Genomic DNA, 26,219 nt, shown 5'->3' with positions numbered 1-26,219 from the left:
AAAGTAAAATGAATCATACATGGATGAAGATGACTGTGTTGGCGTTAAGTTTGAGCGCAATCACATCGACACTTTACGCAGCAGAACAACAACCGCCTGCTGAGCCTGTTAGCGCTGGGGCCGACCAGTCTGCGCCTGTTACGGAAGCACAGGCCAATATTGCTACAGAAAGTTCAGAAGCCCCACTCACTGACACAAGTCTGGTTACTGAGAATAGTCAGGCAGATCAGGCTGCAAGTGCCTTGCAGAAAAAAGAAAGTGACGCAACACAGGAAACAAATTTACAAGAAGTATTTACCTCGAATGAACGTCAATATTCATTAATTAAGAAAGGAGTTTTTTCATCTTATTATGATTTAGATTATACCTATTATCGAGATAGCCGTCTTGATTTGGCTATGAATGATAGTAATAGTTCATTATCAAGATTACGTGTTGAAGAAGATGCTAACCATACTTTAACCAATACCTTCACAGTCCAGTATGGTTTATTAGATAACCTTACCTTATCTGCCTCAGTGCCGTTTGTTGCTAAAAAAGATTTATTACAAGATCAAACCACTGCGGGTTTGGGTGATATCAATTTTGGCGCTCGTTGGGAACCATTTCCATTAAAACAAGGGCGTTTACCTTTGGTCCTGTTTGGTAGTTTATCAACTAAAACAGGAGATAGCCCTTATGAAGTGGGGATTGATGAGCTCTCCACAGGTAAAGGTTATTACTCGGTCGGTGCTGGTGCGAGTACACGCAAATACATTGATCCTGTTGTGTTATTTGCTTCTATTTCAACAAGTTATGGATTTAAAGAGTCTGGTTTAAATCAACAGCGAGGTGCTAATGTGAATACAGGGCAACCTCGTGTGCTTGAGAGTTTTGATCCTGGTCTCAGTGGAGGATTCTCATTCGGTTTTGCATATTCCTTTAACTATGATGTGTCTTTAACCATGTCATATCAACAAAGCTTTAATACAGGTGCAAAATTCTACTTTAGTAATGATGAGAGTTATAAGTCTGCGGATCAAAGTAGCGCCATGTTGTCTTTTGCTTTAGGGGTGCGTGTATCACCAGAAACAATCGTCAATGGCACGGTTGGAATTGGTTTAACCGAAGATGCGCCTGATGTTTCATTAGGTCTATCTTTCCCGCTTGATATCATAGGTTTTGGTAAAAAAAATCGTTAAGGAGATGTAATAATGGTGAAAAACCTTAAATTATGTCCATTAACGATAGCGATTTTTTTTGCAGGGCTATCGGGTGCTACTCATGCACAACTCGGACAAGACTTATCGGTGGATTTACGTTCTTTGGCATTAGGGAATGCAGTTACTGCGGATCCTCCTGGGATCAGTGCGGTTCATTTTAACCCGGCAGCACTAGCCAAACTCGATGGTTTACAAACCGATGTACAGGGGATTTTGGCAAATTTTGCCATTAAACGTGATTATGCTGCTCCAGCGGGATATAACGTTTTTGGCTACTCAGATGATCCTCTAGTGTGTAATGATGGACCTGAAATTACTGCAAATATTTGTACTGACTTTAAGGGTACAGTACATGGTGATGTGGAATATGCCAGTATTTATGTACCGGTCTTAAAGAAAATTGTAGATTTGGGCCCAAATTCACCTTTAGTCGCACCCACTGCAGGCATCTCCTATAAGCCACCAGGTTCGAAAGTGACCTATGCAACAGCCGTGTACGCACCTTTAGTTGCTGGTTTTGGTGCAGAAGATGGTAATCCAAGTAACTATATGGGACAGCAGGTTGCTCTAGAACGCATCACTTATTTATCACCATCATTCGGTTATCAGGTGAATGATCATCTATATCTGGGAGCATCTGTGGGGATGTCCTATCAAGCTATTGCCATGAAAACTGATTTACGTTTCCCGAATGAGTTAATCGGGGTGTTGCGTATGGTTGATGAAGTGGTATGTGGACCTTTTAAAGAAAATGGTGACATTATTACTGACCTTTTACTCTTTGGTATATGTAATGCCAAAGAGGGCATGGATCCTTTTAGTAAAGTTGGTTCATTAGATGTCTCTTTGGAGCAATCGCTTAGCCCAAGCTATAACTTAGGTTTACTTTGGGAACCCACTGATGACTTTAGCTTTGGTATGGTTTATCAAAGTGAAGCCAAGATGCGCTTAAAGGGTAAATATTTAATCAATGTCGCTGATGCTCCACAACAGTTAATTGCCGGATTGAACTCATCAGCCACAGGCCAAATTCTTGCCGCAATTTTAGGTTTTCCTGGCTATGCTCCACCGGTTGAATCTGGTTTGTTAGCAATGGATTTTAAATATCCACAGCATTTTAAAGCAGGGATTAAATATAAACTCTTCCCTGATTTACAAGTAAATTTTGATGTGGGTTGGACAGATTTCTCGGCTTGGGACAAGTTTAAGTTCGAGTTTGATCGTCAAATTTCTTTGCTTAAGGTCGCGAAGCTGTTATCGAATGATGTAACTGATCGTTCACTTGCTTTACCCCTAAAATTCCAGTCGTCTTGGCGTTGGGGGATTGGCTTGGAGTATTCAGCAACGGATCGTTTGAAACTGCGGATGGGATATGAACCACGTACCAGCTCGATTCCAGATGACAAGCGTAATACTATGGTTCCGATCAATAATGCGCAATTATTCGGTTTAGGTATCGGTTACCGTTTTGATCAGGATACAGATCTGGATCTGTCCTTAGGGTTCTTACGTAGCCGGGATGATATTCCAGCCAATACCAGTAGTCTTTCAAACCAAACCGGCGTAAATAATCTTTTATTAAATCCGTATGCTGGTTTGAACGTAAAAACAAATACTAAAGTCACTCTACTCGGAATTAACTACAGAACAAGATGGTAATACAAAAAGGAAGGACTCGACAATCGGCGTTGGTTATTTCATTATTTTGCATAATGGTAACAAGCGCTTCGACCGTTTATGCAGATGGTTTTTATACGATTATTGGACCAGATGGTCGTCCAATGGTTGTGCCTATGAAAATAGGAAAAAAACAAGCCGAGCCAAAGCAGAAAATGCAAACTGAATCAGTTCAAACACCAGCTCCAAGTAGTCAGGGTGTCATTAACAGTAAGGTTCTACCATCAGAACAGGAAAAAACTGATGGGGTTCAGCCGAAGTTAGTTGAAATAAAGCCGACCCAGTCAAATACAGTAAAAGTGTCTGAACCTGTGAGACTTTCACAAGTTGAGCCAAAAGTTACTGAACAGCTAGATATTCCACCTAAAATTACTCCGCCAGAACCTGCAAGTGCGCAGAAAATACCTTTACAATCTGTCGAAAAAGCTAAAGTTAAGCAAGAAAAAACGTCAAAAGATTTAGATGTTCAACCTCCTACCGTTGAGAAAAAAACTGTTCTAGCAGAAAAAGTAAAATCTACGTCAAAGACTGAAGACGCTTCACCAAAGACTGTTTCCCGCAACGGCTTTAGCCAAGTAGATGGTGTTGACTATGTCGATAATGAATATATTGAAAATCAAGAGTTTAATTTGGATGGAAAAAAACGATTTTATACGATGCCAGATGGTACAGGAAGACTGGAAACTATAGAACGGAAAAAGGGTGTTAGTCGATCAGTTCTGGACAAGCTGTTTAACCGCAACACACATTCAGCAGCACCGATCGTGTTGTCAACCACCTATGCGCGCCTATCAAGTGAAGACTTAAAATCTGCATTTGAAAATGATCGTTGTTTCTTGGAAGATTATAAAAAAACCATTAAAACGCTCACGCTTAAAAATGATGTAGGACTCTGGCCACGCAAACCGCTTAAAGAAAAATTTGAGTATGATTTAGTGCAGCTCGATCCTTCAATTCAATACATCCAGATCGACTCCTATTCTTCAAATAATAAACAACCAGTATATTATTGGCCCCTCGTTGTATTTCTAGATGAAAAAGGTTGCATTGAAGAGGGGGTGAGCGGTTTTAAAAGTAATAAAACCGCTGAGACAGTGTTACAGCATGCTGCTCTTCAAGGTGTGATAAAAGTACCGAAAGATGTACGTTATATCTTAATGACACCACTAGCTTCAGCGATTGATGTGTCAGAACAAGAACTCTCAAACCAAGGGCAGATCAAAATTTCTGTTTTACAGTAAGCAAGGATAGGATTAACCAGTGATGAATAAAAAAATATTATTGCCATTTGCTATTTCAACATTGGCTCTTTTTTTACATGGATGTGGCAGTGAAAGCGCCAAAATCAATGAAGATCCAACTAAAGGTACATCTGGTGTGTCTTCCAATACCAGTTGTGATATTACGGCAGTGGATTGCTTGCAATTCGTAATGGATTATCCTGTAGCAGGTCTAAATTTTGATTGTAGTACAGATAAGATCAATCATTTTGAAACAAAGTTAGAGAGTAATGTGGTAACAGGTGCATGTAAGTTAGGTGATACGGTTACCTTTTATTTACAAGGAGAGCAGAACCCTCGAAAAATTAATTTAGGCACGATCCAGCTCGATAAGCTCACGAAAATGAAAATGGGAGTGCCAGTTCGTATTCGAATTGTTGATTTAGCCATGGGCTTAACAGGCCAACCCGCTACTAATTTAGATATGAATGATGAAACGATTAGAGTGGCAATGGCATTAGTTAAGATTTTTCAAAGTCAAAGTATTGTAGATAGTCAGAATGTTATTGGTGATATTCAGCCGATCGAGTTTAGTACAGAGCAAAAAAATACACTTTCAAGTTTAAGTCGTGATATCGGTGTAACCGAGTTAAGTAGTGGTGCTTATGCTGAAATACTAAAGCCTTGGCTGGACGTGAGTAAAATAAGTGATGAGCAGGCATTTGATGTTATTTCCCAATTGCTTAAGCTTAGCAATTTAGGTATCTGGTATGCAGAGCTCCCCTTATTTAAGGCAGGAAGTAATGGCGCAGTGATTGAAGTACCAGAAGAAGGAAGTGGTGTTTTCCCTGATGGTCTCTTTGGTTGTAATAGAGAAATCTATGCGGATTGTCTGAATATCAAAGATGATAAAGGGACTAACTTAGTCCACTCAATGGGGCGTTTTGAATTATTAAATGATCGTCAGGGATATATTATTGGATATGGTCAACAATGGCGAGGTCGTCCGATCATTACCAATGATGTTGTATCTCCACCAATTGCATTATTGGGAACCACCAAACCGGATAAACTACGCGTCAATGCTCAAAGTGACTGGTTTAACTTGATTAGTCAAGAAATTAATCCAAATCAGCCTTTACGTTTTGCATTGAATAATAACGCTACTGATGATGTATTAATGACTCAAGGTAAATTAATTAATGGAACCAATATTGCGAGTACGGAAGCAGTCTATCGACAGTTAACTAAAGCTAAATCTACGGATCCTTTTAATAATGCTAAGGATTTAGGATTATGGCGGCAGAGTATTGCTGGATTAAATTATAAAGGAGTAACAGATGTCTTTAAGGTGAATCCTGCAAGTTACTTACCAAAAGATGTGTTTACTACAGAAGCAAATGTTCAATCTGGCCAGCGCTATGCATTTCCATTGTATGCGACCTTAACCTTTAAATTTCGAGATACAAACATTGCACCCGTTGATGTAGGAATCGTCATTGATGAACATGGAGATATTCGTACTGATATTAAGAAAGATGCAACAGCGACTGATATGTCAGGGAACTGTGCTCAAGCAGAACCTCAAACAGATGGAACATATATCGATGAATATGGTGTTACACAGTATCGGGTAGGTACGACAGGCGGGGCACTCTATTCTACAAACGATAAATCAATTACAGTCCGTATGATTTTTGCAAATCCAAAATTTGGCGCAATTGAAGGTGTATTATTAGGTCTAAACTTTACGTCATTAACAGGCCGTCAAAATATAAGTGGAGCGAAGATTAATATCCATAATTTATTAAATGGTCAGGCCACAGGGATTAACTTAACTAACTTCTCAAATAATACGGTCTCTTGGTTAAATAATTATGCTTTATATCTTACCTCTTATATTAATACTTATGATAAAGAAGGTACTGATAAGAGCAAATTTGTTGAACCTACAGCTCAAGAGCGAGCTTTCGCAAAAGGATATCAAGGAACAGCGAGTATTCGCATTGCAGACCAAAAAATTCCAGCCTGTAATGCGATTAAGATAAAATCTTAAACAACAGTCACAATAAAAAAGACCGCGGCAATGCGGTCTTTTTTATTTAGCCGGTTTGGTCCAGGCGTGTGCCGAGTGTTTCTAAATGCGGAGGGAATTGTCCACTTTTACGATCAGCAAAATAATGTCTGAGTGTTTGTTCTACACTTGGGAAAGCCAGTTCTTTCCATGGAATTTCATGTTCTTCGAATAAGCGGCATTCGATACTTTCTTCACCGGCACCGAACTGTCCTTGTTTTAACAGAGCTTTAAACAGCACATAAATCTGTCCAATACGCGGAATATTGTACATACAATACAATTGTTCGATTTCAACTTCGGCTTCAGCTTCTTCTCGTGTTTCGCGTGCTGCCCCCTGTTCCATGGTTTCAAATAATTCCATGTAGCCTGCAGGTAAGGTCCAGAGGCCATAGCGGGGTTCAATGGCGCGGCGGCACAGTAAAACTTTGTCATCCCACAGGGCTAATGCACCGCAAATCACTTTGGGATTTTCATAATGAATGTTGCCGCAATGTGTGCAGACCAATCGTGATTTATGATCACCCAGTGGAATTTTTGCTTCAGTTTGATGTCCACACGCAACGCAAAAGCTCATAATTATCATCAGCCGTAGAGATAACTCAGCATAACCGAATTTTAATGACTTCGCATCATGATCTATGATTGCAGCTAAAAATTCGGCTATGATGCTGATTAAGGAAAATGAGAACAAGAGATAATTGAGATGGAAGAACCATCGTTAATCGCGCTTTTACAACAACGGTTACGTTTTTCCAAACGAATCCAGCAGGCGGATGCTGCTGTATTGATTGCGATTACCCAGGAAAGTCAGCCTAAAGTCTTGCTCACCCGTCGTTCGATGCAGTTGTCACAACATGCAGGGGAGGTTTCCTTTCCAGGGGGAAAACGTGATCCAAGCGATACCAGTAATATTGTGGTGGCGCTCCGTGAAGCACAAGAAGAAACTGCACTGAATCCCTTTGATGTAAAGCTGCTGGGTGACTTGCCGATTCAGCGGGCGCGTAGTGGCTTGTCTGTTAAGCCGATTGTCGGGCTGATTCCAGCACAGGTCGAACTGATTGCTCAACCAACCGAGATTGACCGGATTTTCTTTGTTCCGTTGCAAGAACTGATTGATGCTCCCCCTTTACCTTATGAAGTGCGTTTAGCCCGACAATCATTATATTTCCCGAGCATGCAGGTAGACAGTGAAGTGGTCTGGGGGCTGACTGCGCGGATGCTGGTGTCATTATTTCAATATGGACTAGGCTATCAAAAAAGCTGGCCTTTTCTCGTGAATCCACCGCACTTTGGGATTGCAAAGTTCTAATTTTTTTAAGAGTTTTTTATCATGATGTATACCTATCAGGGATTGAGTCCGAAAGCTTTACATGAACCTTGGGATGGCTGGGTTGCACCAACGGCTACTGTCATTGGCCAAGCAGAACTTGGTCGGCAAGTGAGTATCTGGTTTGGCGCCGTGGTGCGTGCCGATAATTGCGTGATACGGATTGGTGATTTCTCGAATATTCAGGAAAATGCAGTTTTACATACCGACGCCGGCATCGAGTTAACTATTGGCGAGTATGTGACGGTCGGGCATAAAGTGATGCTGCATGGATGTACGATTGGTGATAATTCACTGATTGGCATGAATGCGGTGATCTTGAATAATGCAGTGATTGGCAAGAACTGTATTATTGGTGCCAATGCCTTGATTCCAGAAGGGAAAATTATTCCAGATAACTCTGTGGTAATGGGCTCACCTGGAAAGGTGGTGAAAACACTGGATGAACAGGGCGCCGCACGCTTGCGTTTAAGTGCCTTACATTATGCTGAACATTACAAAAACTTTTTAAATCTGGAAGCTTTTAGTTTTTAACAGATGTTTAAAAATGAAGTCCTCATGTAGCCAAGTTTATGCTTGGCTTTTTATTGAGATAAAAAAGCCAATAACTCGCCTATCGCGTTTGAGTGGAGTATGATACTCGACGTTTTTTATCTGTTTCGGGCTAAGGTTTTTGCATGAAGTTGCTGGCATTGGAATCTGCAAATGAGCAGTGTTCTGTTTCATTGATTGATGATACTCAAGAACTCTACTTTCAGTTGGATGACCGACCGAAAGCACAAACGCAAACCATTTTGCCCTTAATCGAACAAGCTCTATTACAGACACAAAGCCAACTTGCGGATTTGTCGGCAATTGCGTTTAGCCGGGGCCCAGGTTCATTTAGTGGGGTGCGAATTAATGCCGCTGTTGCACAGGCATTGGCTTGGTCACAGGATTTACCGGTGATTCCAGTTTCCAGCTTGCAGGCTCTGGCACAGGCCGCTTATCGTGTTACAGGTTTAGCGCAAGTCACAGCGGTTCTGGATGCGCGTATGCAGGAAGTGTATATCGCGAATTTCAGTCTGGATGAGCAGGGCATAATGCAGGCGCTGGATGAAGAAAAATTAATGAATTACGAGCAAGCAGCTGCATATTGCAAATTTACGCCGATTGGCTCGGGTTCAGAATTAATTAAGCCAACAGGAATAGACTCCGCTGAGGCTTCCACTGAAAACACAGCATGGGTACAGATTAAGGCAACGGCACAAGACATTGCGACCATTGCCCGTGTATATGCGGCACAGCAAAAATGGGTTGATGCTGAGCAGGCATTGCCCGTGTATTTGCGTGATGATGCGTGGAAAAAAATTCCAGAACAAGGTAAGGCGAATTAAGGTTAATTATGGATCTTTTATTGCTATTTAAAGCAGCAATTATGGGCTTGGTTGAGGGGATTACTGAGTTCCTGCCTATTTCAAGCACAGGACATCTCATTTTATCAGGTCAACTGCTTGATTTCTGGACCATTGAAAAGCGCGATATGTTTGCTGTCGCCGTGCAGATTGGTGCAATTGCTGCGGTGATTTATGAATATTGGGGTAAATTGTGGGGCGCGCTAATTGGTGCGCTCACAGGACAGGAACAGGGGCGCCGTCTGAGTCTGAACCTGATCATCGCCTCTATTCCCATCGTGATTATTGGCCTGACTTTTGGTGATGTGGTTAAAGCCTATTTATTTAATGCCATTACTGTTGCGATTGCCTTGATTGTCGGTGGTTTTATCATTTTATGGGCGGAACGTCGCCCGCATCAGATCGTTACCAAAGAAGTGGATGATCTGAGTTTTAAGCAAGCGACTTTAATTGGTCTGATCCAGTGTCTGGCCTTGATTCCAGGAACTTCACGTTCAGGGTCAACCATTATTGGTTCATTATTCTTGGGGGTATCTCGTAAAGCCGCAGCCGAATTCTCATTCTTCTTGGGCATCCCTGTATTGATGGGCGCTGGCTTGCTGGATATGTATAAGATGCGTCATGAATTGCATAGCAATGACATGCTGGTGTTAGCCGTCGGTATTATTGTTGCTTTCATTTCAGCCTTGGTGGTGATCCGTGCCTTGATTCGTTATGTGTCCAAGCATGACTTCACCGCTTTTGCCTATTACCGTATCGTATTTGGATTGTTTATTCTGGCGACGTGGTGGACAGGTTGGGTGCACTGGTAATGCAGATGCAGTGCTACTATCAAGCGGAATATGAACAGGCATTCCAGCAACTGAAAAGCCGCTTGGCTGAATTAAAGGTTCAGTTGAACGGTCAAGCGGTTGAAAAGATCAATGCCCGTTTTTTACGTTTGAATCCAGCGATGGCTTTGGTCATTGATAGTGATGGGCTTAGCCTAGCTGCCAACGGCATGAAAATGCAACCGGACTGGCGTGCCGAGATTCCCCGTTTAAAAAGAGCCAGCTTAAAGTCAGAGATGATTGCCAGAGCTTGCCAACTGGGGGAAAAGCCAAGCTTGATCGATGCAACTGCAGGTTTGGGGCATGACAGTTTACTGATGGCCTATTTGGGTGCTGAAGTCCGGCTGGTGGAGCGCCATCCAATCCTGTTTGTGTTATTGGAATATACCAAAGCACAGGCCGAGCAAGATCCGTTTTTACAATCGTTCATGTCGCGTATTCAACTGATCTATGCCGATTCCAACAGCTATTTGCAGCAACTGGTCCAGCAAGGTGAGCAGGTCGATGTGGTGTATCTGGATCCGATGTTTCCACAACGGGATCAGAACCAGCAAGCGGCAAAGAAACAGGCTCAGGTCAAGAAGCAAATGCAGTTGTTACATCTGTTGTTACCTGAAGATGGGGAAATGGATCTTGGCGATCAACTCTTGCATCTGGCCAGCCAGATTGCTAAACGGGTGATTGTAAAACGCCCCCGACATGCGGTTTATCTGGCAGATCAAAGCCCTGATCACCAATGGTTAGGTGATGCTTGCCGTTTTGATGCATATTTTCCAAAAGGTTAATTCTAAATCAGATTCAAATGATTGTTTGGCTTGCGTCAATGCTCGGTAAAGTTTTGTGATATAGTGCAAAAGCATGATTGCTAAAAAATTCTTGTCGAGCTTACACTACAGTCACGCATTGCGTCTTTTAGGAAAAGTACTGCACATTCAAATATTAGGATGGCATATTTTCAGTTTAGGCTTGAAAAGAGAAACTCCCGAAGAATTTTATGATAGACCTCAAACCGTCCATTAATCTCTGGCATGATTTTAAAAGTAACCAAATTGCTGGAATGTGGTTGTTCCTCGGGTCTCGCCGTTCCTTACAGGTTGTACATCCATCCATTACCCAGCTGATTCTCTGGGGAATTCTCGGCGGCTGTACCAACTCACTGTATAGCTGGCTGGTGGCCGGACAAATGGGAGAATTTAATTCCCAAGGCTTGATCGGCTATGCACTATGGCCTTTTATTGCCCTGATTGTCGGTATTTTTCTTTCGCAACGGATGAATCAGCCACGTTTGATGCTGGTGCCTGCCTTATTGTGGCTGGTACTTGATACCAATATTCTGCTGTTACAATGCATTATCCAGTATCTGGGTTCCAACGGTTATCTGAATTTTATTCCTGACAGTATTTATAACGGTTTCTTGCCACCGCTGTTTGTTGGGCTATTTGTCTGGCAAAGTCTGGCTGTAATTTGGGTCTTTTCACGTGCTTTGAACTGGCCTTGGTGGGAGCGGGCGCTAGTCTTTGTAGCAACGATTGCGACCATGGTGGTGTGGCAGCTTTCTGTAAAGGATCAGCCGATCTGGAAAGTGGAGCAGACCCCGCCAAGTTTTGCCGAAGATGCCTTTTATGCGCAAAGCCATTTGCTGGATAAAGCACTGGATCAGATTCAGTATGGGGATATTGCCCAAAGCCACTGGTATTTTATGGGTGTGGCGGGTGATAGCTATGTGGATGTATTCAAGTCTGAAATTGAACGCATCAGAGAACAGTTCGATACCCGTTTTGGCACCTTTGGCCGTTCCATCATGCTCATCAATAACCCAGCTACGCGTTTAGAAGTGCCAATCGCATCGAAAACCAGCATGGAACTGGCGTTACGCCGTATTGGTCAGCAAATGAATCGTGATAGCGATGTCTTGTTTCTGTATATGACATCGCATGGTGAGCGGAATCATTTTGAAATTGAAAATGCACCGCTGAATCTGGATCAGGTCGATCCAAAATGGTTAAGAGAAACGCTGGATAAATCTGGGATTCGCTGGCGTGTGATTGTGATCTCAGCCTGTTATTCGGGCAGTTTTATTCCGGCTTTACAATCACCGGATACTTTAATCATTACTGCTTCTGCGGCAGATAAAACTTCTTTTGGTTGTAATAATGAAGCAGACTATACTTATTTTGGTCGGGCGTTTTTTGATCTGGCGATGCGCGAACAATCTTCAATGAAGAAAGCCTTTGAGCAGGCCAAACAGACCGTGACCAAGTGGGAAGTGGCACAAGGTGTTGAACCCTCTGAACCGCAATGGTCGATCGGTCGTAATATGGAACTGATGCTGCCACAGCTTGAACCGTATCTGTTCCCGACACAAAATATTGCATCTACAGACATTACAAAAACACAGGATGATGAACATGCAGCTACTGCAAAAAAACCGTTGTTTTGAGGGTGAGCAACGTATTTATCAACTTGATTCTCAACATCTCAAGGGTAGCACCAAAGTCGGTGTCTATTTGCCGCCTGCTGCATTGGAAGGCAAAGCATGTTCAGCCCTGTTTTATCTTGCAGGATTAACCTGTACTGAAGATACCTTTGCAATTAAAGCGCATGCACAACGCATGGCGGCCCGACTCAGCCTGATTTTAATTACACCTGATACTTCTCCACGTGGGGATGATGTTGCACAAGGTGATCATTGGGATATTGGGCAAGGGGCTGGCTTTTATATTAATGCCACCCAACAACCTTGGGCTGAGCATTATCAAATGGAGTCTTATCTGGTTGATGAGCTTTATGCACATGTTTTACAAGAATTCCCGGTGGCTGAAAACCAGATCGGAATTTTTGGTCACTCCATGGGCGGACATGGTGCATTGACCTTAGCCTTTAAATATCCGGATCAATTCAAATCGGTGTCGGCTTTTGCGCCAATCTGCGCACCCAGTATTTGCCCGTGGGGCGAAAAGGCATTTGGCCAATATTTGGGACCGGATCAGCAGCAATGGGCGGCCCATGATGCGACCGCGCTGGTACAGCAAAAAGGTGGGTTATTTGAAGAAATCCTGATTGATCAGGGACTGGATGATCAGTTCTTTGCTCAGTTGAACCCCGAAAAATTCAAACAGGCCTGTCTGGAAGCTAAGCAACCGCTCACTTTGCGTCTACACAAAGGCTATGATCATGGCTATTACTTTATTCAAAGTTTTATTGATGATCATCTCCAGTTTCACGCTATTCAGCTTGAAAAAGTAGCGGGATAAAAAAGAAGCTCATGTTGAGCTTCTTTTTAATTGTGCTGCCATTCAGCCACAAATTCCTGCTGCGCCATACGGTTTAAGTGATTGATCACCACCTGTTCGAGATGTGCGACATCCTCTTGCTGGTTTTCGATCAGCACCGCCAAATGTTGTTCATGCGGTGTAAGGGTAACGGTTGCAGTAGGCATAAAGATTTTTGTCTCTGTTTCCGTTTCTGCAACTTCAAACTTATGCTTCCAGTGATTAAGCAAACGTTTACTGATGCGTTTTCCTTCAGTCGTCGTGATGTTGGTGCTGCTATTCATGTTGCTTTTCTTCCTCTTATTTCATTGACTAACATAACAAAGCATAAAGCAGATAAAAATAGTTGAGATGCAACGCGTTGTTGCAAGTTTGCAATGCTTGAATAATGACTTTGTAACAGCCCTAAGTGGGCTGAATTTGTTATAATCGCCTTATCATTTTTCTCAGAGTTTGCCAGGTCATCCATGTCCAAGCCTTATTTGATTGCTCCTTCGATTTTATCTGCTGATTTTGCGCGTTTAGGTGAAGAGGTGGAAAAAGTTCTAGCTGCAGGTGCAGACGTTGTACATTTTGATGTGATGGATAACCACTATGTACCCAACCTGACGTTTGGTGCAGGTGTGTGTAAAGCACTGAAAAAATACGGGATTAAAGCACCCATCGATGTGCATCTGATGGTTTCGCCTGTGGATCGCATGATTGGTGATTTTATTGAAGCGGGTGCAGAAATCATTACTTTCCATCCGGAAGCAACCGATCACATTGACCGTTCTTTGCAACTGATCAAGGCCGGTGGTGCAAAAGCCGGCTTAGTCTTTAACCCGGCGACACCCTTACATTACCTTGATTATGTGCTGGATAAAGTCGACCAGATTTTATTAATGAGCGTAAACCCAGGCTTTGGCGGACAGAAATTCATCCCGATGACTTTGGATAAATTACGTCAGGCACGTCAGATTATTGATGCCAGTGGTCGTGATATCCGTCTGGAAGTCGATGGCGGTGTGGGTCCTGCCAATATCCGTGAGATTGCCGAGGCGGGTGCGGATATGTTCGTTGCGGGTTCAGCAATTTTTGGTCAACCAGACTATAAAGCCGTGATTGACCAAATGCGTGCAGAGCTGGCTCAAGTCGGTGCAACAGAAGTTTAGTGTTTTCATCCTATTTTTCACCTAGGCTTGTGGATAACTTTGTTTATAACTGGGTGGATAACCGTGTTGATAACCAAGTGGATAAGATGTTGTTAAAATAAACAAAATGATTTCAGTTGCTTACATTGGCAGCAAAATAATGGAAAAAGGACAAGTTTTTGTCCTTTTTTTATGCGCTAACTTATTTATTTTGCACTATTTTTGCGCAGTGAGTGAAAGTGGTAGGAGTGACCAATAAAACAGCAAAAGCATAATGATTTTGAATGGTGGGGTAAGAATTTAAACAGGGAGATCATTGTGCATAAAGTCAAAAGAAATTATGCTAGGCATATTCAATTACCTGAATTGATGGAAACAAGGAACCCTTGGTGCAATTTCGCAAGCAATACAGACATCTGTGGTTTGTATTCCTGATGATCTTTTTCATTGGGGGCAGCAGTGCGGCCGTTGCAGCAGTTCAAGAGCTTCATTCTCATCATTCATCTACGGTTTCAAGCTTATCCTGTCATGATCAGCAAATGATGCAACATCATTCTGCACAAAGCTCACATGCAGATCGCATGAGTCCCGGTCAATGTCATGACGGGCAAATGCAGGACCATCTGCATTGTCAGGATTGTAATAGTACCTCGCATTGTCAAAGCATCAATTTCGCTTTAGACCAAAATACCCCAAGCCTTTCTGCTTCGCCACTTTTAGAGCTGAGTACGCATATTCATGCGGATTATCAGGCGCGGCATCTGGCAGGCTATTGGCAAGAGATCTTACGCCCACCTAGAACCTGATCTGTCTTTGCAGGCTCTTGCTCTTTGTGAAAAGGGAGCTGAGCATTTTAAAAGTTAACAGATTAGGAAATCATCATGTCCTCAAAAATATATGCTGGCGTTGTCGCTAGCCTAAGCTTATTGTTTGCACCTTATAGTGTGGCTGCAATCAAGGAATATCATCTCAATATTAATCAGGGTACTGTCAATGTGACCGGTAAACCGGTGCAACGTATTACCGTAAATGGCAAGTTTATTGCCCCATTACTTGAGTTTGAGGAGGGGGATGAAGCTGTCATTCATGTACATAACCAGCTCAAAGATCAAGATACCTCTTTACATTGGCATGGCCTACTTTTACCCGGACTCATGGATGGTGTACCAGGCTTTAACGGTTTCAAAGGTATTAAGCCGAATGGCAGTTTTGAGTACCGTTTTAAGGTTCGCCAAAACGGAACCTACTGGTATCACGCGCATAGCAAGGGTCAGGAACAGGATGGTTTATATGGTCCTTTGGTGATTTATCCCAAAGGAAAACAGCCTGTCGCGGCCCATGAACAAGCGAATCGTGATTATGTGGTGATGTTGTCTGATTTCCATGACACCGAAAGCGACAAGATCATGGCAAATCTGAAGAAATCAGCCGAGTATTATCAGAACCAGCGTGAAACAGTCGGTGACGTCTGGAAACAGTTCAAGCAACAAGGGTTGAAAGCAACCTGGCAAGATCGTTCGATGTGGAACCAGATGCGCATGCTAAAAACGGACTTGTCCGATGTTACGGGTTATACCTTTCTGGTCAATGGGCAGACCCCGCAACAAAACTGGACCGGTGCTTTTAAGGCGGGAGAAAAGGTCCGTTTACGGTTTATCAATGCATCGGCGATGTCATTTTTTGATGTACGTATTCCTAACCTGAAAATGACCGTGGTCAGTGCCGATGGTCAGCCAGTAAAACCTGTTCCTGTAGATGAGTTCCGTATTGGTACCGCAGAAACTTATGATGTACTGGTCGAGCCAAAACAGGCACATTATCAAATTGAAGCAGAGTCAATTGATCGTTCTGGTTTTGCCATCGGCTCATTGCAGAATGAAATGCTGACCCGTCCGACCAGTGTCCAGATTCCAAAAGCACGTCCGCGTGCTTTATTGACCATGGAAGACATGGGCATGGATCATGGCTCGCATGGTCAAATGAAAATGGGCGAAATGGACCATAGTCAGCACCAGATGCCACAGCAACAGGTGAACGCTGCAACATCCTCACAACCTGCTATGGATCATAGTGCACATGCTGAAATGAATACGAGCAAGATGGATCATAGCCAGCATCAGATTGCTCGGGACAAACAGGCTGATGTCTCTAAACAACATGCAGGCATGGATCATGCTTCACATGAAAATATGGACATGTCACAAATGGATCATAGTGCCCATGCACAGATGAACATGAAAGAGATGGAGCATGGTCAGCATCAAATGGCAGACTCTTCTACACAAGAAGACACGGATACGGTACAGGGCTGGGCCAATGCGGCAACACCTGCAGGTCAGAAAGCTTTAACCTATGCCGATCTGCAATCTTTGCAACCCCAGCCAGAAAAATATAGCCGTCCAGCAGAACGTGAAGTGGTAATTCGTTTGGGCGGAACCATGGAGCGTTATATCTGGACCATTGATGGCAAGAAGTTTAGTGATCCTGACTTTAAGCCTTTAACGGTGCGTTATGGTGAGCGTATCCGCCTGAAATTCGTCAATGACAGCATGATGGCGCATCCGATGCATTTACATGGCATGTTTATGCAGCTAGAAAATGGGCAGGCACCGCAAGATATGCCGAATAAGCATACCGTGATTGTACCGCCTGGCAAGACGGTTACGGCCTTGTTGACTGCGGATGAATTAGGGGAGTGGGCAATCCATTGTCACCTGTTATATCACATGAGTGCAGGCATGATGAGCAAGCTGATTGTTGCCAATGTGGACGATTCAAAAAACCTAGTTCAAGCCTCTGTTCAATCATCTCAAGGAGCGAGCCATGCACATCACTAAGCAAGTTTGCAAAATGAAGCGATATACACAATTGTTGGCAATCGGTGGCATGGTTTCTTCGTTAAGTGCATTTGCCTATGCGCATGAAGGACATGATCAGATGATGCAAATGGAGATGCCCGCACAGCAGAATATGCCGGTAGCTGCTGCATCTCCAATGGATCATTCACAGCACCAACACCAGCCAACAGTTCAGCAACGACCTGAAACAGAACATGGGCAGCACGACCATACCCGTGAACATGGCGGGCAAATCTATCAATCGACTCAGTTGGATACTGCATGGTTGCTGGATGAAGATGGCACGGGTACGGTTAAATCTAAGTTAAAAACCTGGGTGGGCAGCGATGAAAATAAACTGTTTATCAACGCCGATTATGCCAAGGCCGAGTCTGAAAAATCGGAGCAACGTATTGCGGCCCTGTATAGCCGTAATATTTCAGATTTTTGGGATGTTCAAGCTGGCGTAAATTACCGTTATAACGCTGAGCATCAAGTCGATAAGGAACAGTTTGAAGGTGTTGTGGGTGTGCACGGTATGGCGCAATATTTCTTTGAAACCGATGCCCATCTGTATGCGGGACAGGATCAGCAATGGCGCTTTGTGCTAGAAACTGAACGTGATTTCTTGCTCACACAAAAGTTGATTATGCAACCTTATCTGGAAATGGAATGGGTGCTACGAGATCAATCCAAATATGCAGCCAAAACCGGGCTTGCCGATGCGGAAGTCGGGATTAAAACCCGCTATGAAATTGTGAAGAACCGTGTGATGCCGTTTATTGATGTGGCTTATGGCTATAACAAGGGACGCAAGGCGACTGACTGGCAAGAAGCTACGGATTCTAAAACAGGTTGGATCTATGGTGCAGGACTTACGCTAAAGTTTTGATATTTTGTTTAAAATGTCATTTTTTCGGGATACTGTTGGTTTATACTAACAGTATCTTTTTTGAGTCATTCATGGTGCATAAATGGCTTTAGAACAACAACACAATTCAATAACAGATAAAAATACTCACGCTACTCCAGCGGGTGAAAAGCCTCAACACGTCTCTACTTCTCAATCTGAACGCATTCTCTCTGAAGGTAGCATGTATGTCAGTTTTTATCATATTCCGGCAATGTGTAGCGCTGCACATGAACAGCGGGTAAGACAGGCCCTTATTCCTTTTTCAGCACTGTTACTTGAACACTGTATTGATGTAGATGCCCGACATTTAGCGCTTTATCATCAAGACCCGATTGAGACTGTCACTGTGGCTTTACAGCGCCTCAATCTAGGGGCTGAGCTACAGCAAACCATGCCACATTATGAGCCTTTAGAGCTTGCAACTGCAAAGAAAAAGACAGCTACTGGCCAATTGAACCGTTCAGATGAAAATGCTTTATATCAGCTGCAACAGTTTTTATCCAAGCTTCTTGCACGTTTCGCACAATGGTTAAAGGCCTTACGCAAGAAATAGCATCAGTCACTGGTCATTACTCAAACTTTCAACCGAGTTGAAACATAACAGATCACATCATGGTTTATTTTACAGTACACTGCTGAGCTTAGGAGGACGACCTCCCTCGAAAGAATCACGTTGGGACGACCCAACCCTTGATAAAGTTGAGCGTAATAAAATGGCGTGGGCAATTTTAATTTTGGCAGGTATTTTTGAAGTCATCTGGGCATACTCGATGAAGTTGTCTGAAGGATTTACCAAGTTAACGCCAAGTATCGTGACCATCGTTTTCATGGTTTTAAGTGTGGTGTTGCTGTCGATGTCAATGCGCACCCTTCCGCTGGGAACGGCATATACCATCTGGACCGGGATTGGTGCAATTGGATCTTTTATTGTCGGGATCATGGTGTTAAACGAACCGATGACTGCGATGCGAATGATTGCAGCAGTCTTGATCGTATCGGGTTTGATGTTGATGAAACTTTCATCAAATTAACCATTTAAGGAGAACATGATGCAACTGGTTTATATGTATATGGATTCGCCTGTAGGCGCGTTAAAACTGGTTGCACATGATCAGGCACTGGTTGCGGTGATGTGGGATAACGAAGACCATAAACGGGTTCGTTTAGCCGAGCTGGTTGAAGATCGCCAGCATCCAATGTTGCATAAAGTGAAACAACAATTAGAAGAGTATTTTGCAGGGCAACGTCAGCAATTTGACCTGCCTCTGGATTTTCAGGGAACAGCTTTTCAGCAACAGGTCTGGCAAGCATTATTGAGTATTCCTTATGGGGAAACGCGCAGTTATAAAGAGATTGCAGTACAGCTAGGGAATGAGAAAGCGGTGCGTGCGGTGGGCGCTGCCAATGGCAAGAATCCGATTTCGATTATTGCGCCGTGTCATCGGGTGATTGGTTCGAGTAGGGCGTTGGTGGGTTTTGCGGGTGGTCTGGATAAGAAGCAGATTTTACTCAGTTTAGAGCAAAGCCAAATTCCATAATCTGTAGTGTTAATACTCGATTTTCATTTCTTTTTGGAATAAGCTACTTAACAGATATGAATCCACATATTTTATGACTGGAACCGTAACTCGGTTATTCGCGAGGCGGTGTCTTGCCTAGTGTAATCCAATATTAGGAATAACCTTCGGTTCGAGTTACTTTGGTTTCGCCCAAAGTAACCAAAGGCATTGTCATCTACAAAACCTGTTCACTTGTTGCATTTGTTTTATCTATCGCAGAAACGAGATATTACTAATACCACGCAGGTTGTAGATGACCTTTCCGAGTCTCATATATAGGGTATGTATTCATTTTCTTTTTCATAACAAATTGAATGGAAGTTTAAAAATGGCTGTTGGTGACGTAACTATGCCACTTATGCATGTGGTGCAGGGTGTAAAAATTGGCTCAACTGAGGCGTATGTACGTTATCCAAATCGACGAGATTTAGTCATTTTTGAATTTGCTGAAGGATCAAAGGTTGCCGGGGTATTTACCCAAAGCGCTTTTGCGGCTGCGCCTGTTCAATTGAGTAAAAAGCATTTAACAGAAAATACCCCACGTTACCTGATTATCAACACGGGTAATGCCAATGCTGCAACAGGAACAGTCGGCTATCAAAATGCAGAAGCGACTTGTGCCAAACTAGCTGAGTTAACTGGTGTACAGACGAACCAGATTTTACCGTTTTCAACCGGTGTGATTGGTGAGCAGCTCCCGATTGAGCGTTTACTGCAAGGTATTCAGCCTGCATTAAATGAGTTAAATGCAGATCGTTGGACTGAAGCGGCATCTGGCATTATGACCACTGACACTACGCCGAAAGGCGCATCTGAACAGTTTGAACTGGATGGTGTGACCTATACCATGACGGGAATCAGTAAAGGCGCAGGCATGATTCGTCCGAATATGGCGACCATGCTCAGCTTCGTTGCAACCGATGCCCCGATTAGCCAAGAACTGGTACAGCGCTTATTGCACACCACGGTTGAGCATTCCTTTAACCGCATTACCATTGATGGTGATACCTCGACTAATGATTCTTGTATCTTTGTAGCGACAGGTCTAGCTGGCGGTGCTGAAATCCAGAACCAAGACGATGCACGTTATCAACACGTGCTCGATGTGCTTGCCCGTATTATGGATCGTCTGGCGCAATTAATCGTACGTGATGGTGAGGGTGCAACCAAATTCATCACGGTGCAGGTTGAGGGCGGTGCAAATACGCAAGAATGTTGTGATGTGGCCTATAGCGTTGCCGAGTCTCCACTCATTAAAACTGCATTATTTGCCTCAGATCCAAACTGGGGCCGTATTGTAATGGCGATTGGTAAGGCGGGCGTGCCTAATCTCGACAGTAGCAAGGTTCAAGTCTGGTTGGGTGACGTGCAAATTTGCCTGGACGGTGGTGCAAACCCGGACTATACCGAAGCAGCAGGTGCTGCGGTGATGGCTGAAAAAGAAATTACCATCCGGATTGATCTTGGTCGTGGTACGGCAAAAGACACGGTTTATACCTGTGATTTTTCTTACGACTATGTGAAAATTAATGCCGATTATCGCTCATAAATTTGCGTTATAATGAAGCCTCCACAGTGGGGCTTTTTTTATAAGCTGGTTTGTGGACAGTGTGATTCTTAATAAATGATCACCCCGACACCCACGTTATAGCTTTGCAATGATGCAAGCACGCAGGATAGAGAAGACGTTTTATGAATGATGCGAATTTAATTGCGAACGAAGCCAAAAATATTGTGCAGGCGCATTTAGATCGTTTGGGCGAGCCAAAGGACAATAGCCTCAGCCCAGAAGTGAAACAAGAAAAGTTCGCTCAAATCGCAGCAGAGCTTAAAAAACGTAATGCTGTGCTTGTGGCGCACTATTACTGTGATCCGGAAGTGCAAGAGCTTGCAGAACTGACGGGTGGCTGTGTTTCTGACTCATTGGAAATGGCGCGTTTTGGTCGTGATCATCCTGCAACCACGCTGGTGGTAGCGGGGGTAAAGTTTATGGGAGAAACTTCCAAAATCTTATCCCCTGAAAAAACGGTATTGATGCCGACACTGGAAGCAACCTGCTCACTGGATCTGGGTTGTCCTGTGGATGAGTTCGCGGCATTCTGTGATCAGCATCCTGATCATACCGTGGTGGTGTATGCCAATACTTCAGCAGCGGTTAAAGCACGTGCGGACTGGGTGGTGACTTCAAGTTGTGCGGTTGAGATCATTGAGCATCTGGACAGTTTGGGTGAAAAAATTATTTGGGCACCAGATCAGCATTTAGGCCGCTATATTCAGAAGAAAACCGGCGCTGATATGTTGTTGTGGGATGGTGCCTGTATCGTGCATGAAGAATTCCGTGCCCGCGGCATTGCGCAAATGAAAGCGCTTTATCCAGATGCAGCGGTATTGGTACACCCAGAGTCACCTGAATCGGTGGTCGATATTGCCGATGCCGTGGGAAGTACCTCTCAACTGATCAAAGCTGCCCAGACTTTACCGCATCAGCAAATGATTGTGGCAACCGATCGGGGTATTTTCTATAAAATGCAGCAAGCGGTGCCTGATAAAGAATTATTTGAAGCACCCACTGCAGGTGAGGGGGCAACTTGCCGTTCATGTGCGCATTGTCCGTGGATGGCAATGAACGAACTGGATGGAATTTTGCATGTCTTGCAGCATGCCGATCAAGAAATACACGTTGATCCAGCTTTGGCAGAACGCGCTAAATTACCTTTAGATCGAATGTTGAACTTTAGTGCCTCATTAAAGCGTTAAAAAGCATCAAGATGCTTGTTAAATATACATTTGGTAAGGATTTTTAATATTTTTGAAAAATAGGTGTTGACGTTCCAGAGCGTCGCGCCTAGAATGCACACCGTACCGCACGATGTGCGATACACTAAAAGCTGAGAAATCGGAGCATAGCACAGCCTGGTAGTGCACCTGGTTTGGGACCAGGGGGTCGTAGGTTCGAATCCTACTGCTCCGACCATTTAAAATAATGTTGTAAAACATTAATTTAAGATCGGCGAAGTATCGCTTGATATTATTATCATCGTTATGCGCCTGTAGCTCAGTTGGATAGAGCATCCGCCTTCTAAGCGGATGGTCACAGGTTCGAATCCTGTCAGGCGCGCCATTTGGTCGCTTGGTACATAGAACTAAATTTTGATGGTGGATGTAGCTCAGTTGGTAGAGCCCTGGATTGTGATTCCAGTTGTCGCGGGTTCGAATCCCGTCATTCACCCCAATTTCGGAGCATAGCACAGCCTGGTAGTGCACCTGGTTTGGGACCAGGGGGTCGTAGGTTCGAATCCTACTGCTCCGACCATCATCTTAAAGATGAGATAAAATACCGCTAATTTAGCGGTTTTTTTACGTCTGGAGGTTTTCAATAGCTTAAGTTGAGCCCGTAACCATAGGTTGAAGCGTACCAATTAACGGCAAAAGATGTTATTAGGAAAATAAAAATTAATAAGCTGATGCCTTTGTAAGTAATCCTGTTAACTGCAAAAAGGTAACCCATTACTGTTCCTGTAATGAACCAGAACCCTGTATAAAACATTAAGAAAATTTTAAATGTTCCACTACATCCTTCTGCACATGGGTTTTTACTTTTTACTAGTGTAATGAACAGTTCATATGATAATTGCATTAAAAAAATAGTGATAAGCAGCCCCAATATTGGGAAAAGAATTTTCTTTAACATTTGACCTCAAAAATAATATTCGTTTAGCTTTTGCATAATCAGTATATTGATCGCTATCAATATTCTTTCTATATGTACAGGCACACCTTTGACGAGAAAGGGGTGATCCGCTTCTTGTACTATGTCAGCGAGATTAGTATGACTGCCATTGGTGGTACGTACCTTCATTCTTTATCCAATAACTTATATTGAGTTATTTAAACGTTTGTTTTAATAAAATTATTTAATTTTTTATTTGATATATTTGTCAATTTAAAGTTAAGCAAAGTGTATATGTTGACCTGTTCTATTAAAAATAGAGGGCTAAAATGATGGGTTTGGTGTCAAATTTAAACTATGATTAAACTAAAAATAAAAAGAGAAAATTCCTATGCACAACATTAGTTATGTCTTTATCAGCTTATTGGGCGGGATAATTGTTCCCTTACAGCTCGCAATGATCAGTGCTTTTCGAAATTCAAGTGGTGCTACTCAAATCCAAGCAACTTTTGTACTTTATATGGGAGGAGCAATCGTATCACTGATTATTGCATTCATTCTTGATGGAGGTATCAAACCAGCATTATATCAGCAAGCTTCTTGGTGGATGTGGCTCCCAGGATTTCTTGGATCTCTTTATATCTTATGTATGTTTGTTGCTGCACCTAAAATAGGAGTAACAAATACATTATTATGGGTATTCTTGGGGCAAATGATTTTTGCAACGGTGGTTGATGGTACTGGATTTTTAGGAGTGGAGATTAGGAAAATAGATGGATTAAAGTTGTGTGGGCTATTTTTTATATTTATAGGAGGCTTAATCTTAATTTATAACGAATATAGAAAGATAAATGCTTGAGTCGGTATAACAAATATTTTTATAAAAATAAATTTAGGAATAATATTAAAGATATGTTTTTATTTGTTTTGATTATTGAGCTCAAAACAATGCAATGCAAGACAAAAAACAGTGGAAAAAATTATAGGTTTCAAAATCCTTTGCATCAGAACTATAAACATAGCAAAGTGCTGGAAATGGTTTTAAATGATGTTTTGGCGCCTGAACATATCCATTCAGTTATTGTATTTACCGAACGGAGTGAATTTAAAACAGTAATGCCTGAAAATGTATGCCGTGGTAAATCCTGGTTAAACTATATAAAAGGTTTTAATCAAGAAGTGATTAGTCCAATGAAACAAAAAAGAGTTCATTATCGTATAGAAAAAGAAGTACTGGAGCCGTCTTGGAAAATAGACCGACAGCATGTTGAATATTTAAAACAGAAAAAACTGGAGAAAGACTCTGTTTCCTGATTCTGCATACTTGCGATTTATTGCATATCGACTGAAAGATTTGGCGCTTGTAGTTTGATTGCGTTCCAGTTAAGTTAATTTTGATGAAGTAAAATGGTTAGATAAATACAACAGTATTGAAATGCCATGTTCGGCATACTATTGCCGCTTTTTAAAAAGAAAAAACAGAGTATTGAGATGACACAAACAGCTTTTGATTTTGTAATTATAGGTGGTGGTTCGGCAGGTTCGGTGCTGGCTGGACGCTTAACCGAGAACCCGAATATTTCGGTATGTTTATTAGAAGCCGGTGGAGAGGGTAATAGCTGGCTGGTGAATACACCTGCCGCTGCAGTCATCAGCATTCCCACGAAAATTAATAACTGGGCATTTGAAACCATTCCGCAAAAAGGCCTCAATGGTCGTCGAGGCTATCAGCCGCGTGGTAAATGTTTAGGTGGATGTTCGGCGGTCAATGCCATGGTTTACATCCGTGGACATCGTAGTGACTATGATCACTGGGCTGCATTAGGCAATACTGGCTGGTCGTATGAAGATGTGCTGCCGTATTTTAGAAAATCAGAACATAATGAACGTATCCATAATGACTATCATGGCCAGCATGGGCCTTTAAATGTCAGTGACTTGCATTCAGATAATCCTTATCAGCAAACCTTCATCGAAGCGGCAAAACAGGTCGGTTATCCACTGAATGATGATTTTAATGGCGCGGAACAAGAGGGTTTGGGTGTCTATCAGGTCACCCAGAAGAAAGGCGAGCGCTGGAGTGCGGCACGTGGCTACTTATTCCCGTATATTGGAAAACGTCCGAATCTGCATGTAGTCACCCAAGCCAAAGTTTCACGCATTGTGATTGAAAATGGCCGTGCGGTAGGCGTTGAGTATAAGCATAAAGGCCAGACCACCACGATTAAGGCCGATAAAGAAGTCTTATTATCAGCGGGGGCTTTCCAGTCACCACATATCCTGATGCTTTCTGGTATTGGCCCACGTCAGGAGCTGGAAAAGCATGGCATTCCAGTGATAAAAGAGCTTGCAGGAGTGGGTGAAAACCTACATGACCACCCAGATTTTATCTTTGCCTATAAAACCAAGCTGATGGATGGTACCTTTGGAGTTTCGATGGGGGGCAGTCTGGATCTATTCAAGCAGGTGGGACGTTATCGTAAAGAACGTCGCGGTCTGCTTACCACCAACTATGCAGAATGTGGTGGTTTCTTAAAGAGCCGTCCTGAGTTAGACAAACCGAACCTGCAACTACACTTTGTGATTGCCGTAGTGGATAACCATGCCCGAACCATGCATATGGGTCACGGGATTTCATGTCACGTCTGTTTGTTAAATCCACGGGCGCGCGGTTCGGTCAAACTCAGCGGTAAGCATGTCGATGATCCATTGCTGATCGACTTTAAATTCCTTGAGGATGAACAGGATCTTCAGGATTTGGTCGATGGTTATAAAGTCACGCAAAAGTTGATGCAGGCGCCTGCTTTACAAGACAAAATCAAAGAAGATATGTTTACTGCCAATGTAAAAACCGATGACGAAATCCGTGAGGTTTTACGCCAGCGTGTCGATACGGTTTATCATCCAGTTGGTAGTTGTAAAATGGGTGTGGATGAGATGGCGGTGGTAGATCCTGAACTTAAAGTGTATGGCGTTGAAGGGCTACGTGTAATCGATGCCTCGATCATGCCAACCGTGGTCAATGGCAATACCAATGCACCGACCGTGATGATTGCTGAAAAAGCGGTGGATATGATTCGCCAGACCTGGAAATAAACGTTTAGAGCT

General features: G+C 43.0%; 26 protein-coding genes and 4 tRNA genes. 27 read left to right on the top strand and 3 right to left on the bottom strand.

Going from position 1 to position 26,219, the window contains the following annotated elements; translation table 11 throughout:
- The first annotated feature begins 8 nt into the window (after positions 1-8).
- Genes MSG93_RS16170 through MSG93_RS16155 form a run of 4 tightly spaced genes read left to right on the top strand, consistent with a single transcriptional unit; the run spans position 9 to position 6,155 of the window.
- A complete protein-coding gene (locus MSG93_RS16170) occupies positions 9-1,181 on the top strand; it encodes a hypothetical protein (RefSeq protein WP_324622491.1) in 1,173 nt (390 codons plus the stop codon).
- Between the two features lie 15 nt (positions 1,182-1,196).
- On the top strand, positions 1,197-2,861 hold the full coding sequence (locus MSG93_RS16165) for an OmpP1/FadL family transporter (RefSeq protein ID WP_324622501.1): 1,665 nt from the start codon (positions 1,197-1,199) through the stop codon (positions 2,859-2,861).
- Complete coding sequence (filE, locus tag MSG93_RS16160; RefSeq protein WP_324622500.1) at positions 2,861-4,120, top strand: putative pilus assembly protein FilE; 1,260 nt, start codon at positions 2,861-2,863, stop codon at positions 4,118-4,120. The genes MSG93_RS16165 and filE overlap by 1 nt, the downstream gene beginning before the upstream one ends.
- 22 nt (positions 4,121-4,142) lie before the next feature.
- The gene (locus tag MSG93_RS16155; RefSeq protein WP_324622490.1) at positions 4,143-6,155 is read left to right on the top strand and encodes a hypothetical protein; all 2,013 of its coding nucleotides are present in this window, start codon (positions 4,143-4,145) and stop codon (positions 6,153-6,155) included.
- Between the two features lie 46 nt (positions 6,156-6,201).
- Here MSG93_RS16155 and MSG93_RS16150 read toward each other — a convergent pair whose 3' ends face one another.
- Positions 6,202-6,750, bottom strand: a complete 549-nt coding sequence (locus tag MSG93_RS16150) for an NUDIX hydrolase (RefSeq protein WP_324622489.1) — start codon at positions 6,748-6,750, stop codon at positions 6,202-6,204.
- Positions 6,751-6,879: 129 nt separating this feature from the next.
- Here MSG93_RS16150 and MSG93_RS16145 point away from each other — a divergent pair, with 129 nt between their 5' ends.
- From MSG93_RS16145 to fghA, 7 genes are all read left to right on the top strand, one after another.
- Positions 6,880-7,485, top strand: a complete 606-nt coding sequence (locus MSG93_RS16145) for a CoA pyrophosphatase (protein WP_005228843.1) — start codon at positions 6,880-6,882, stop codon at positions 7,483-7,485.
- 24 nt (positions 7,486-7,509) lie between these two features.
- A complete protein-coding gene (locus tag MSG93_RS16140; protein ID WP_167510591.1) occupies positions 7,510-8,037 on the top strand; it encodes a gamma carbonic anhydrase family protein in 528 nt (175 codons plus the stop codon).
- A gap of 143 nt (positions 8,038-8,180) precedes the next feature.
- Positions 8,181-8,879: a tRNA (adenosine(37)-N6)-threonylcarbamoyltransferase complex dimerization subunit type 1 TsaB gene (gene tsaB, locus MSG93_RS16135; RefSeq protein WP_005283522.1), complete on the top strand. Its 699-nt coding sequence runs from the start codon at positions 8,181-8,183 to the stop codon at positions 8,877-8,879.
- 8 nt (positions 8,880-8,887) lie between these two features.
- On the top strand, positions 8,888-9,709 hold the full coding sequence (locus MSG93_RS16130) for an undecaprenyl-diphosphate phosphatase (protein WP_005228848.1): 822 nt from the start codon (positions 8,888-8,890) through the stop codon (positions 9,707-9,709).
- On the top strand, positions 9,709-10,512 hold the full coding sequence (locus MSG93_RS16125; RefSeq protein WP_324622499.1) for a class I SAM-dependent methyltransferase: 804 nt from the start codon (positions 9,709-9,711) through the stop codon (positions 10,510-10,512). Before MSG93_RS16130 ends, MSG93_RS16125 begins: the two co-directional genes overlap by 1 nt.
- A 209-nt stretch (positions 10,513-10,721) precedes the next feature.
- Positions 10,722-12,167, top strand: a complete 1,446-nt coding sequence (locus MSG93_RS16120) for a C13 family peptidase (RefSeq protein WP_005283527.1) — start codon at positions 10,722-10,724, stop codon at positions 12,165-12,167.
- The gene (fghA, locus tag MSG93_RS16115) at positions 12,136-12,981 is read left to right on the top strand and encodes an S-formylglutathione hydrolase (RefSeq protein ID WP_324622488.1); all 846 of its coding nucleotides are present in this window, start codon (positions 12,136-12,138) and stop codon (positions 12,979-12,981) included. Before MSG93_RS16120 ends, fghA begins: the two co-directional genes overlap by 32 nt.
- A 26-nt stretch (positions 12,982-13,007) precedes the next feature.
- Here the strand turns inward: fghA and MSG93_RS16110 are convergent, their stop codons facing one another.
- Both MSG93_RS16110 and MSG93_RS16105 read right to left on the bottom strand, forming a co-directional pair.
- On the bottom strand, positions 13,008-13,283 hold the full coding sequence (locus MSG93_RS16110) for a DUF2218 domain-containing protein (protein ID WP_005283533.1): 276 nt from the start codon (positions 13,281-13,283) through the stop codon (positions 13,008-13,010).
- The gene (locus tag MSG93_RS16105) at positions 13,280-13,468 is read right to left on the bottom strand and encodes a hypothetical protein (protein WP_202741222.1); all 189 of its coding nucleotides are present in this window, start codon (positions 13,466-13,468) and stop codon (positions 13,280-13,282) included. The genes MSG93_RS16110 and MSG93_RS16105 overlap by 4 nt, the downstream gene beginning before the upstream one ends.
- Between MSG93_RS16105 and rpe the strand changes: the two genes are divergently transcribed.
- From rpe to MSG93_RS16025, 16 genes are all read left to right on the top strand, one after another.
- Positions 13,467-14,153 (top strand): ribulose-phosphate 3-epimerase, encoded by a 687-nt coding sequence (gene rpe / locus MSG93_RS16100; RefSeq protein WP_032874902.1) that lies wholly within the window; start codon positions 13,467-13,469, stop codon positions 14,151-14,153. The genes MSG93_RS16105 and rpe overlap by 2 nt on opposite strands.
- Positions 14,154-14,521: 368 nt before the next feature.
- Entirely contained in the window at positions 14,522-14,938 is a 417-nt protein-coding gene (locus MSG93_RS16095; protein ID WP_199974525.1) for a hypothetical protein, read from the top strand.
- Between the two features lie 75 nt (positions 14,939-15,013).
- Positions 15,014-16,969, top strand: a complete 1,956-nt coding sequence (locus tag MSG93_RS16090; RefSeq protein ID WP_324622487.1) for a multicopper oxidase domain-containing protein — start codon at positions 15,014-15,016, stop codon at positions 16,967-16,969.
- Positions 16,956-17,861: a copper resistance protein B gene (locus MSG93_RS16085; protein WP_324622486.1), complete on the top strand. Its 906-nt coding sequence runs from the start codon at positions 16,956-16,958 to the stop codon at positions 17,859-17,861. Before MSG93_RS16090 ends, MSG93_RS16085 begins: the two co-directional genes overlap by 14 nt.
- A gap of 82 nt (positions 17,862-17,943) precedes the next feature.
- Positions 17,944-18,435 (top strand): cobalt transporter, encoded by a 492-nt coding sequence (locus MSG93_RS16080; protein ID WP_324622485.1) that lies wholly within the window; start codon positions 17,944-17,946, stop codon positions 18,433-18,435.
- A gap of 160 nt (positions 18,436-18,595) precedes the next feature.
- Positions 18,596-18,913 (top strand): DMT family transporter, encoded by a 318-nt coding sequence (locus MSG93_RS16075; RefSeq protein WP_005228866.1) that lies wholly within the window; start codon positions 18,596-18,598, stop codon positions 18,911-18,913.
- A gap of 18 nt (positions 18,914-18,931) precedes the next feature.
- Positions 18,932-19,420 (top strand): methylated-DNA--[protein]-cysteine S-methyltransferase, encoded by a 489-nt coding sequence (locus MSG93_RS16070; protein WP_324622484.1) that lies wholly within the window; start codon positions 18,932-18,934, stop codon positions 19,418-19,420.
- A 349-nt stretch (positions 19,421-19,769) separates the two neighbouring features.
- Complete coding sequence (gene argJ / locus MSG93_RS16065; RefSeq protein WP_324622483.1) at positions 19,770-20,990, top strand: bifunctional glutamate N-acetyltransferase/amino-acid acetyltransferase ArgJ; 1,221 nt, start codon at positions 19,770-19,772, stop codon at positions 20,988-20,990.
- Positions 20,991-21,133: 143 nt separating this feature from the next.
- Positions 21,134-22,198, top strand: a complete 1,065-nt coding sequence (gene nadA, locus MSG93_RS16060; RefSeq protein ID WP_005228872.1) for a quinolinate synthase NadA — start codon at positions 21,134-21,136, stop codon at positions 22,196-22,198.
- A 140-nt stretch (positions 22,199-22,338) separates the two neighbouring features.
- Positions 22,339-22,415: transfer RNA gene (locus tag MSG93_RS16055), tRNA-Pro, on the top strand.
- 70 nt (positions 22,416-22,485) lie between these two features.
- Positions 22,486-22,562, top strand: a tRNA-Arg gene (locus MSG93_RS16050).
- 35 nt (positions 22,563-22,597) lie between these two features.
- Positions 22,598-22,673, top strand: a tRNA-His gene (locus MSG93_RS16045).
- A 4-nt stretch (positions 22,674-22,677) separates the two neighbouring features.
- Positions 22,678-22,754, top strand: a tRNA-Pro gene (locus MSG93_RS16040).
- A 748-nt stretch (positions 22,755-23,502) separates the two neighbouring features.
- Complete coding sequence (locus MSG93_RS16035) at positions 23,503-23,970, top strand: DMT family transporter (protein ID WP_324622482.1); 468 nt, start codon at positions 23,503-23,505, stop codon at positions 23,968-23,970.
- A gap of 53 nt (positions 23,971-24,023) precedes the next feature.
- Positions 24,024-24,425: a nuclease-related domain-containing protein gene (locus tag MSG93_RS16030; RefSeq protein ID WP_324622480.1), complete on the top strand. Its 402-nt coding sequence runs from the start codon at positions 24,024-24,026 to the stop codon at positions 24,423-24,425.
- A gap of 177 nt (positions 24,426-24,602) precedes the next feature.
- Positions 24,603-26,207, top strand: coding sequence for a GMC family oxidoreductase (locus tag MSG93_RS16025; protein WP_032868291.1), 1,605 nt, complete (start codon positions 24,603-24,605; stop codon positions 26,205-26,207).
- The last annotated feature ends 12 nt before the right edge of the window (positions 26,208-26,219 follow it).

Origin of the sequence: Acinetobacter sp. IK40 (assembly GCF_035615075.1) — a bacterium.
GTDB lineage: Bacteria > Pseudomonadota > Gammaproteobacteria > Pseudomonadales > Moraxellaceae > Acinetobacter > Acinetobacter courvalinii.
The sequence above is the reverse complement of the archived record's forward strand: the minus strand, read 5'-3'. Positions and strand labels throughout refer to the sequence as shown.

Bases quoted from the DNA above. Each gene is read 5' to 3' on its own strand.
- MSG93_RS16030 (WP_324622480.1), top strand. From the start codon at position 24,024: ATGTTTTTATTTGTTTTGATTATTGAGCTCAAAACAATGCAATGCAAG.
- MSG93_RS16145 (WP_005228843.1), top strand. From the start codon at position 6,880: ATGGAAGAACCATCGTTAATCGCGCTTTTACAACAACGGTTACGTTTT.
- MSG93_RS16090 (WP_324622487.1), top strand. From the start codon at position 15,014: ATGTCCTCAAAAATATATGCTGGCGTTGTCGCTAGCCTAAGCTTATTG.
- MSG93_RS16150 (WP_324622489.1), bottom strand. From the start codon at position 6,750: ATGAGCTTTTGCGTTGCGTGTGGACATCAAACTGAAGCAAAAATTCCA.
- MSG93_RS16140 (WP_167510591.1), top strand. From the start codon at position 7,510: ATGTATACCTATCAGGGATTGAGTCCGAAAGCTTTACATGAACCTTGG.
- nadA (WP_005228872.1), top strand. From the start codon at position 21,134: ATGAATGATGCGAATTTAATTGCGAACGAAGCCAAAAATATTGTGCAG.
- MSG93_RS16120 (WP_005283527.1), top strand. From the start codon at position 10,722: ATGATAGACCTCAAACCGTCCATTAATCTCTGGCATGATTTTAAAAGT.
- MSG93_RS16070 (WP_324622484.1), top strand. From the start codon at position 18,932: ATGCAACTGGTTTATATGTATATGGATTCGCCTGTAGGCGCGTTAAAA.
- fghA (WP_324622488.1), top strand. From the start codon at position 12,136: ATGCAGCTACTGCAAAAAAACCGTTGTTTTGAGGGTGAGCAACGTATT.
- MSG93_RS16125 (WP_324622499.1), top strand. From the start codon at position 9,709: ATGCAGATGCAGTGCTACTATCAAGCGGAATATGAACAGGCATTCCAG.
- tsaB (WP_005283522.1), top strand. From the start codon at position 8,181: ATGAAGTTGCTGGCATTGGAATCTGCAAATGAGCAGTGTTCTGTTTCA.
- MSG93_RS16170 (WP_324622491.1), top strand. From the start codon at position 9: ATGAATCATACATGGATGAAGATGACTGTGTTGGCGTTAAGTTTGAGC.
- MSG93_RS16025 (WP_032868291.1), top strand. From the start codon at position 24,603: ATGACACAAACAGCTTTTGATTTTGTAATTATAGGTGGTGGTTCGGCA.
- rpe (WP_032874902.1), top strand. From the start codon at position 13,467: ATGTCCAAGCCTTATTTGATTGCTCCTTCGATTTTATCTGCTGATTTT.
- MSG93_RS16085 (WP_324622486.1), top strand. From the start codon at position 16,956: ATGCACATCACTAAGCAAGTTTGCAAAATGAAGCGATATACACAATTG.
- MSG93_RS16035 (WP_324622482.1), top strand. From the start codon at position 23,503: ATGCACAACATTAGTTATGTCTTTATCAGCTTATTGGGCGGGATAATT.
- MSG93_RS16110 (WP_005283533.1), bottom strand. From the start codon at position 13,283: ATGAATAGCAGCACCAACATCACGACGACTGAAGGAAAACGCATCAGT.
- MSG93_RS16155 (WP_324622490.1), top strand. From the start codon at position 4,143: ATGAATAAAAAAATATTATTGCCATTTGCTATTTCAACATTGGCTCTT.
- MSG93_RS16080 (WP_324622485.1), top strand. From the start codon at position 17,944: ATGGCTTTAGAACAACAACACAATTCAATAACAGATAAAAATACTCAC.
- argJ (WP_324622483.1), top strand. From the start codon at position 19,770: ATGGCTGTTGGTGACGTAACTATGCCACTTATGCATGTGGTGCAGGGT.
- MSG93_RS16075 (WP_005228866.1), top strand. From the start codon at position 18,596: ATGGCGTGGGCAATTTTAATTTTGGCAGGTATTTTTGAAGTCATCTGG.
- MSG93_RS16130 (WP_005228848.1), top strand. From the start codon at position 8,888: ATGGATCTTTTATTGCTATTTAAAGCAGCAATTATGGGCTTGGTTGAG.
- MSG93_RS16105 (WP_202741222.1), bottom strand. From the start codon at position 13,468: ATGGATGACCTGGCAAACTCTGAGAAAAATGATAAGGCGATTATAACA.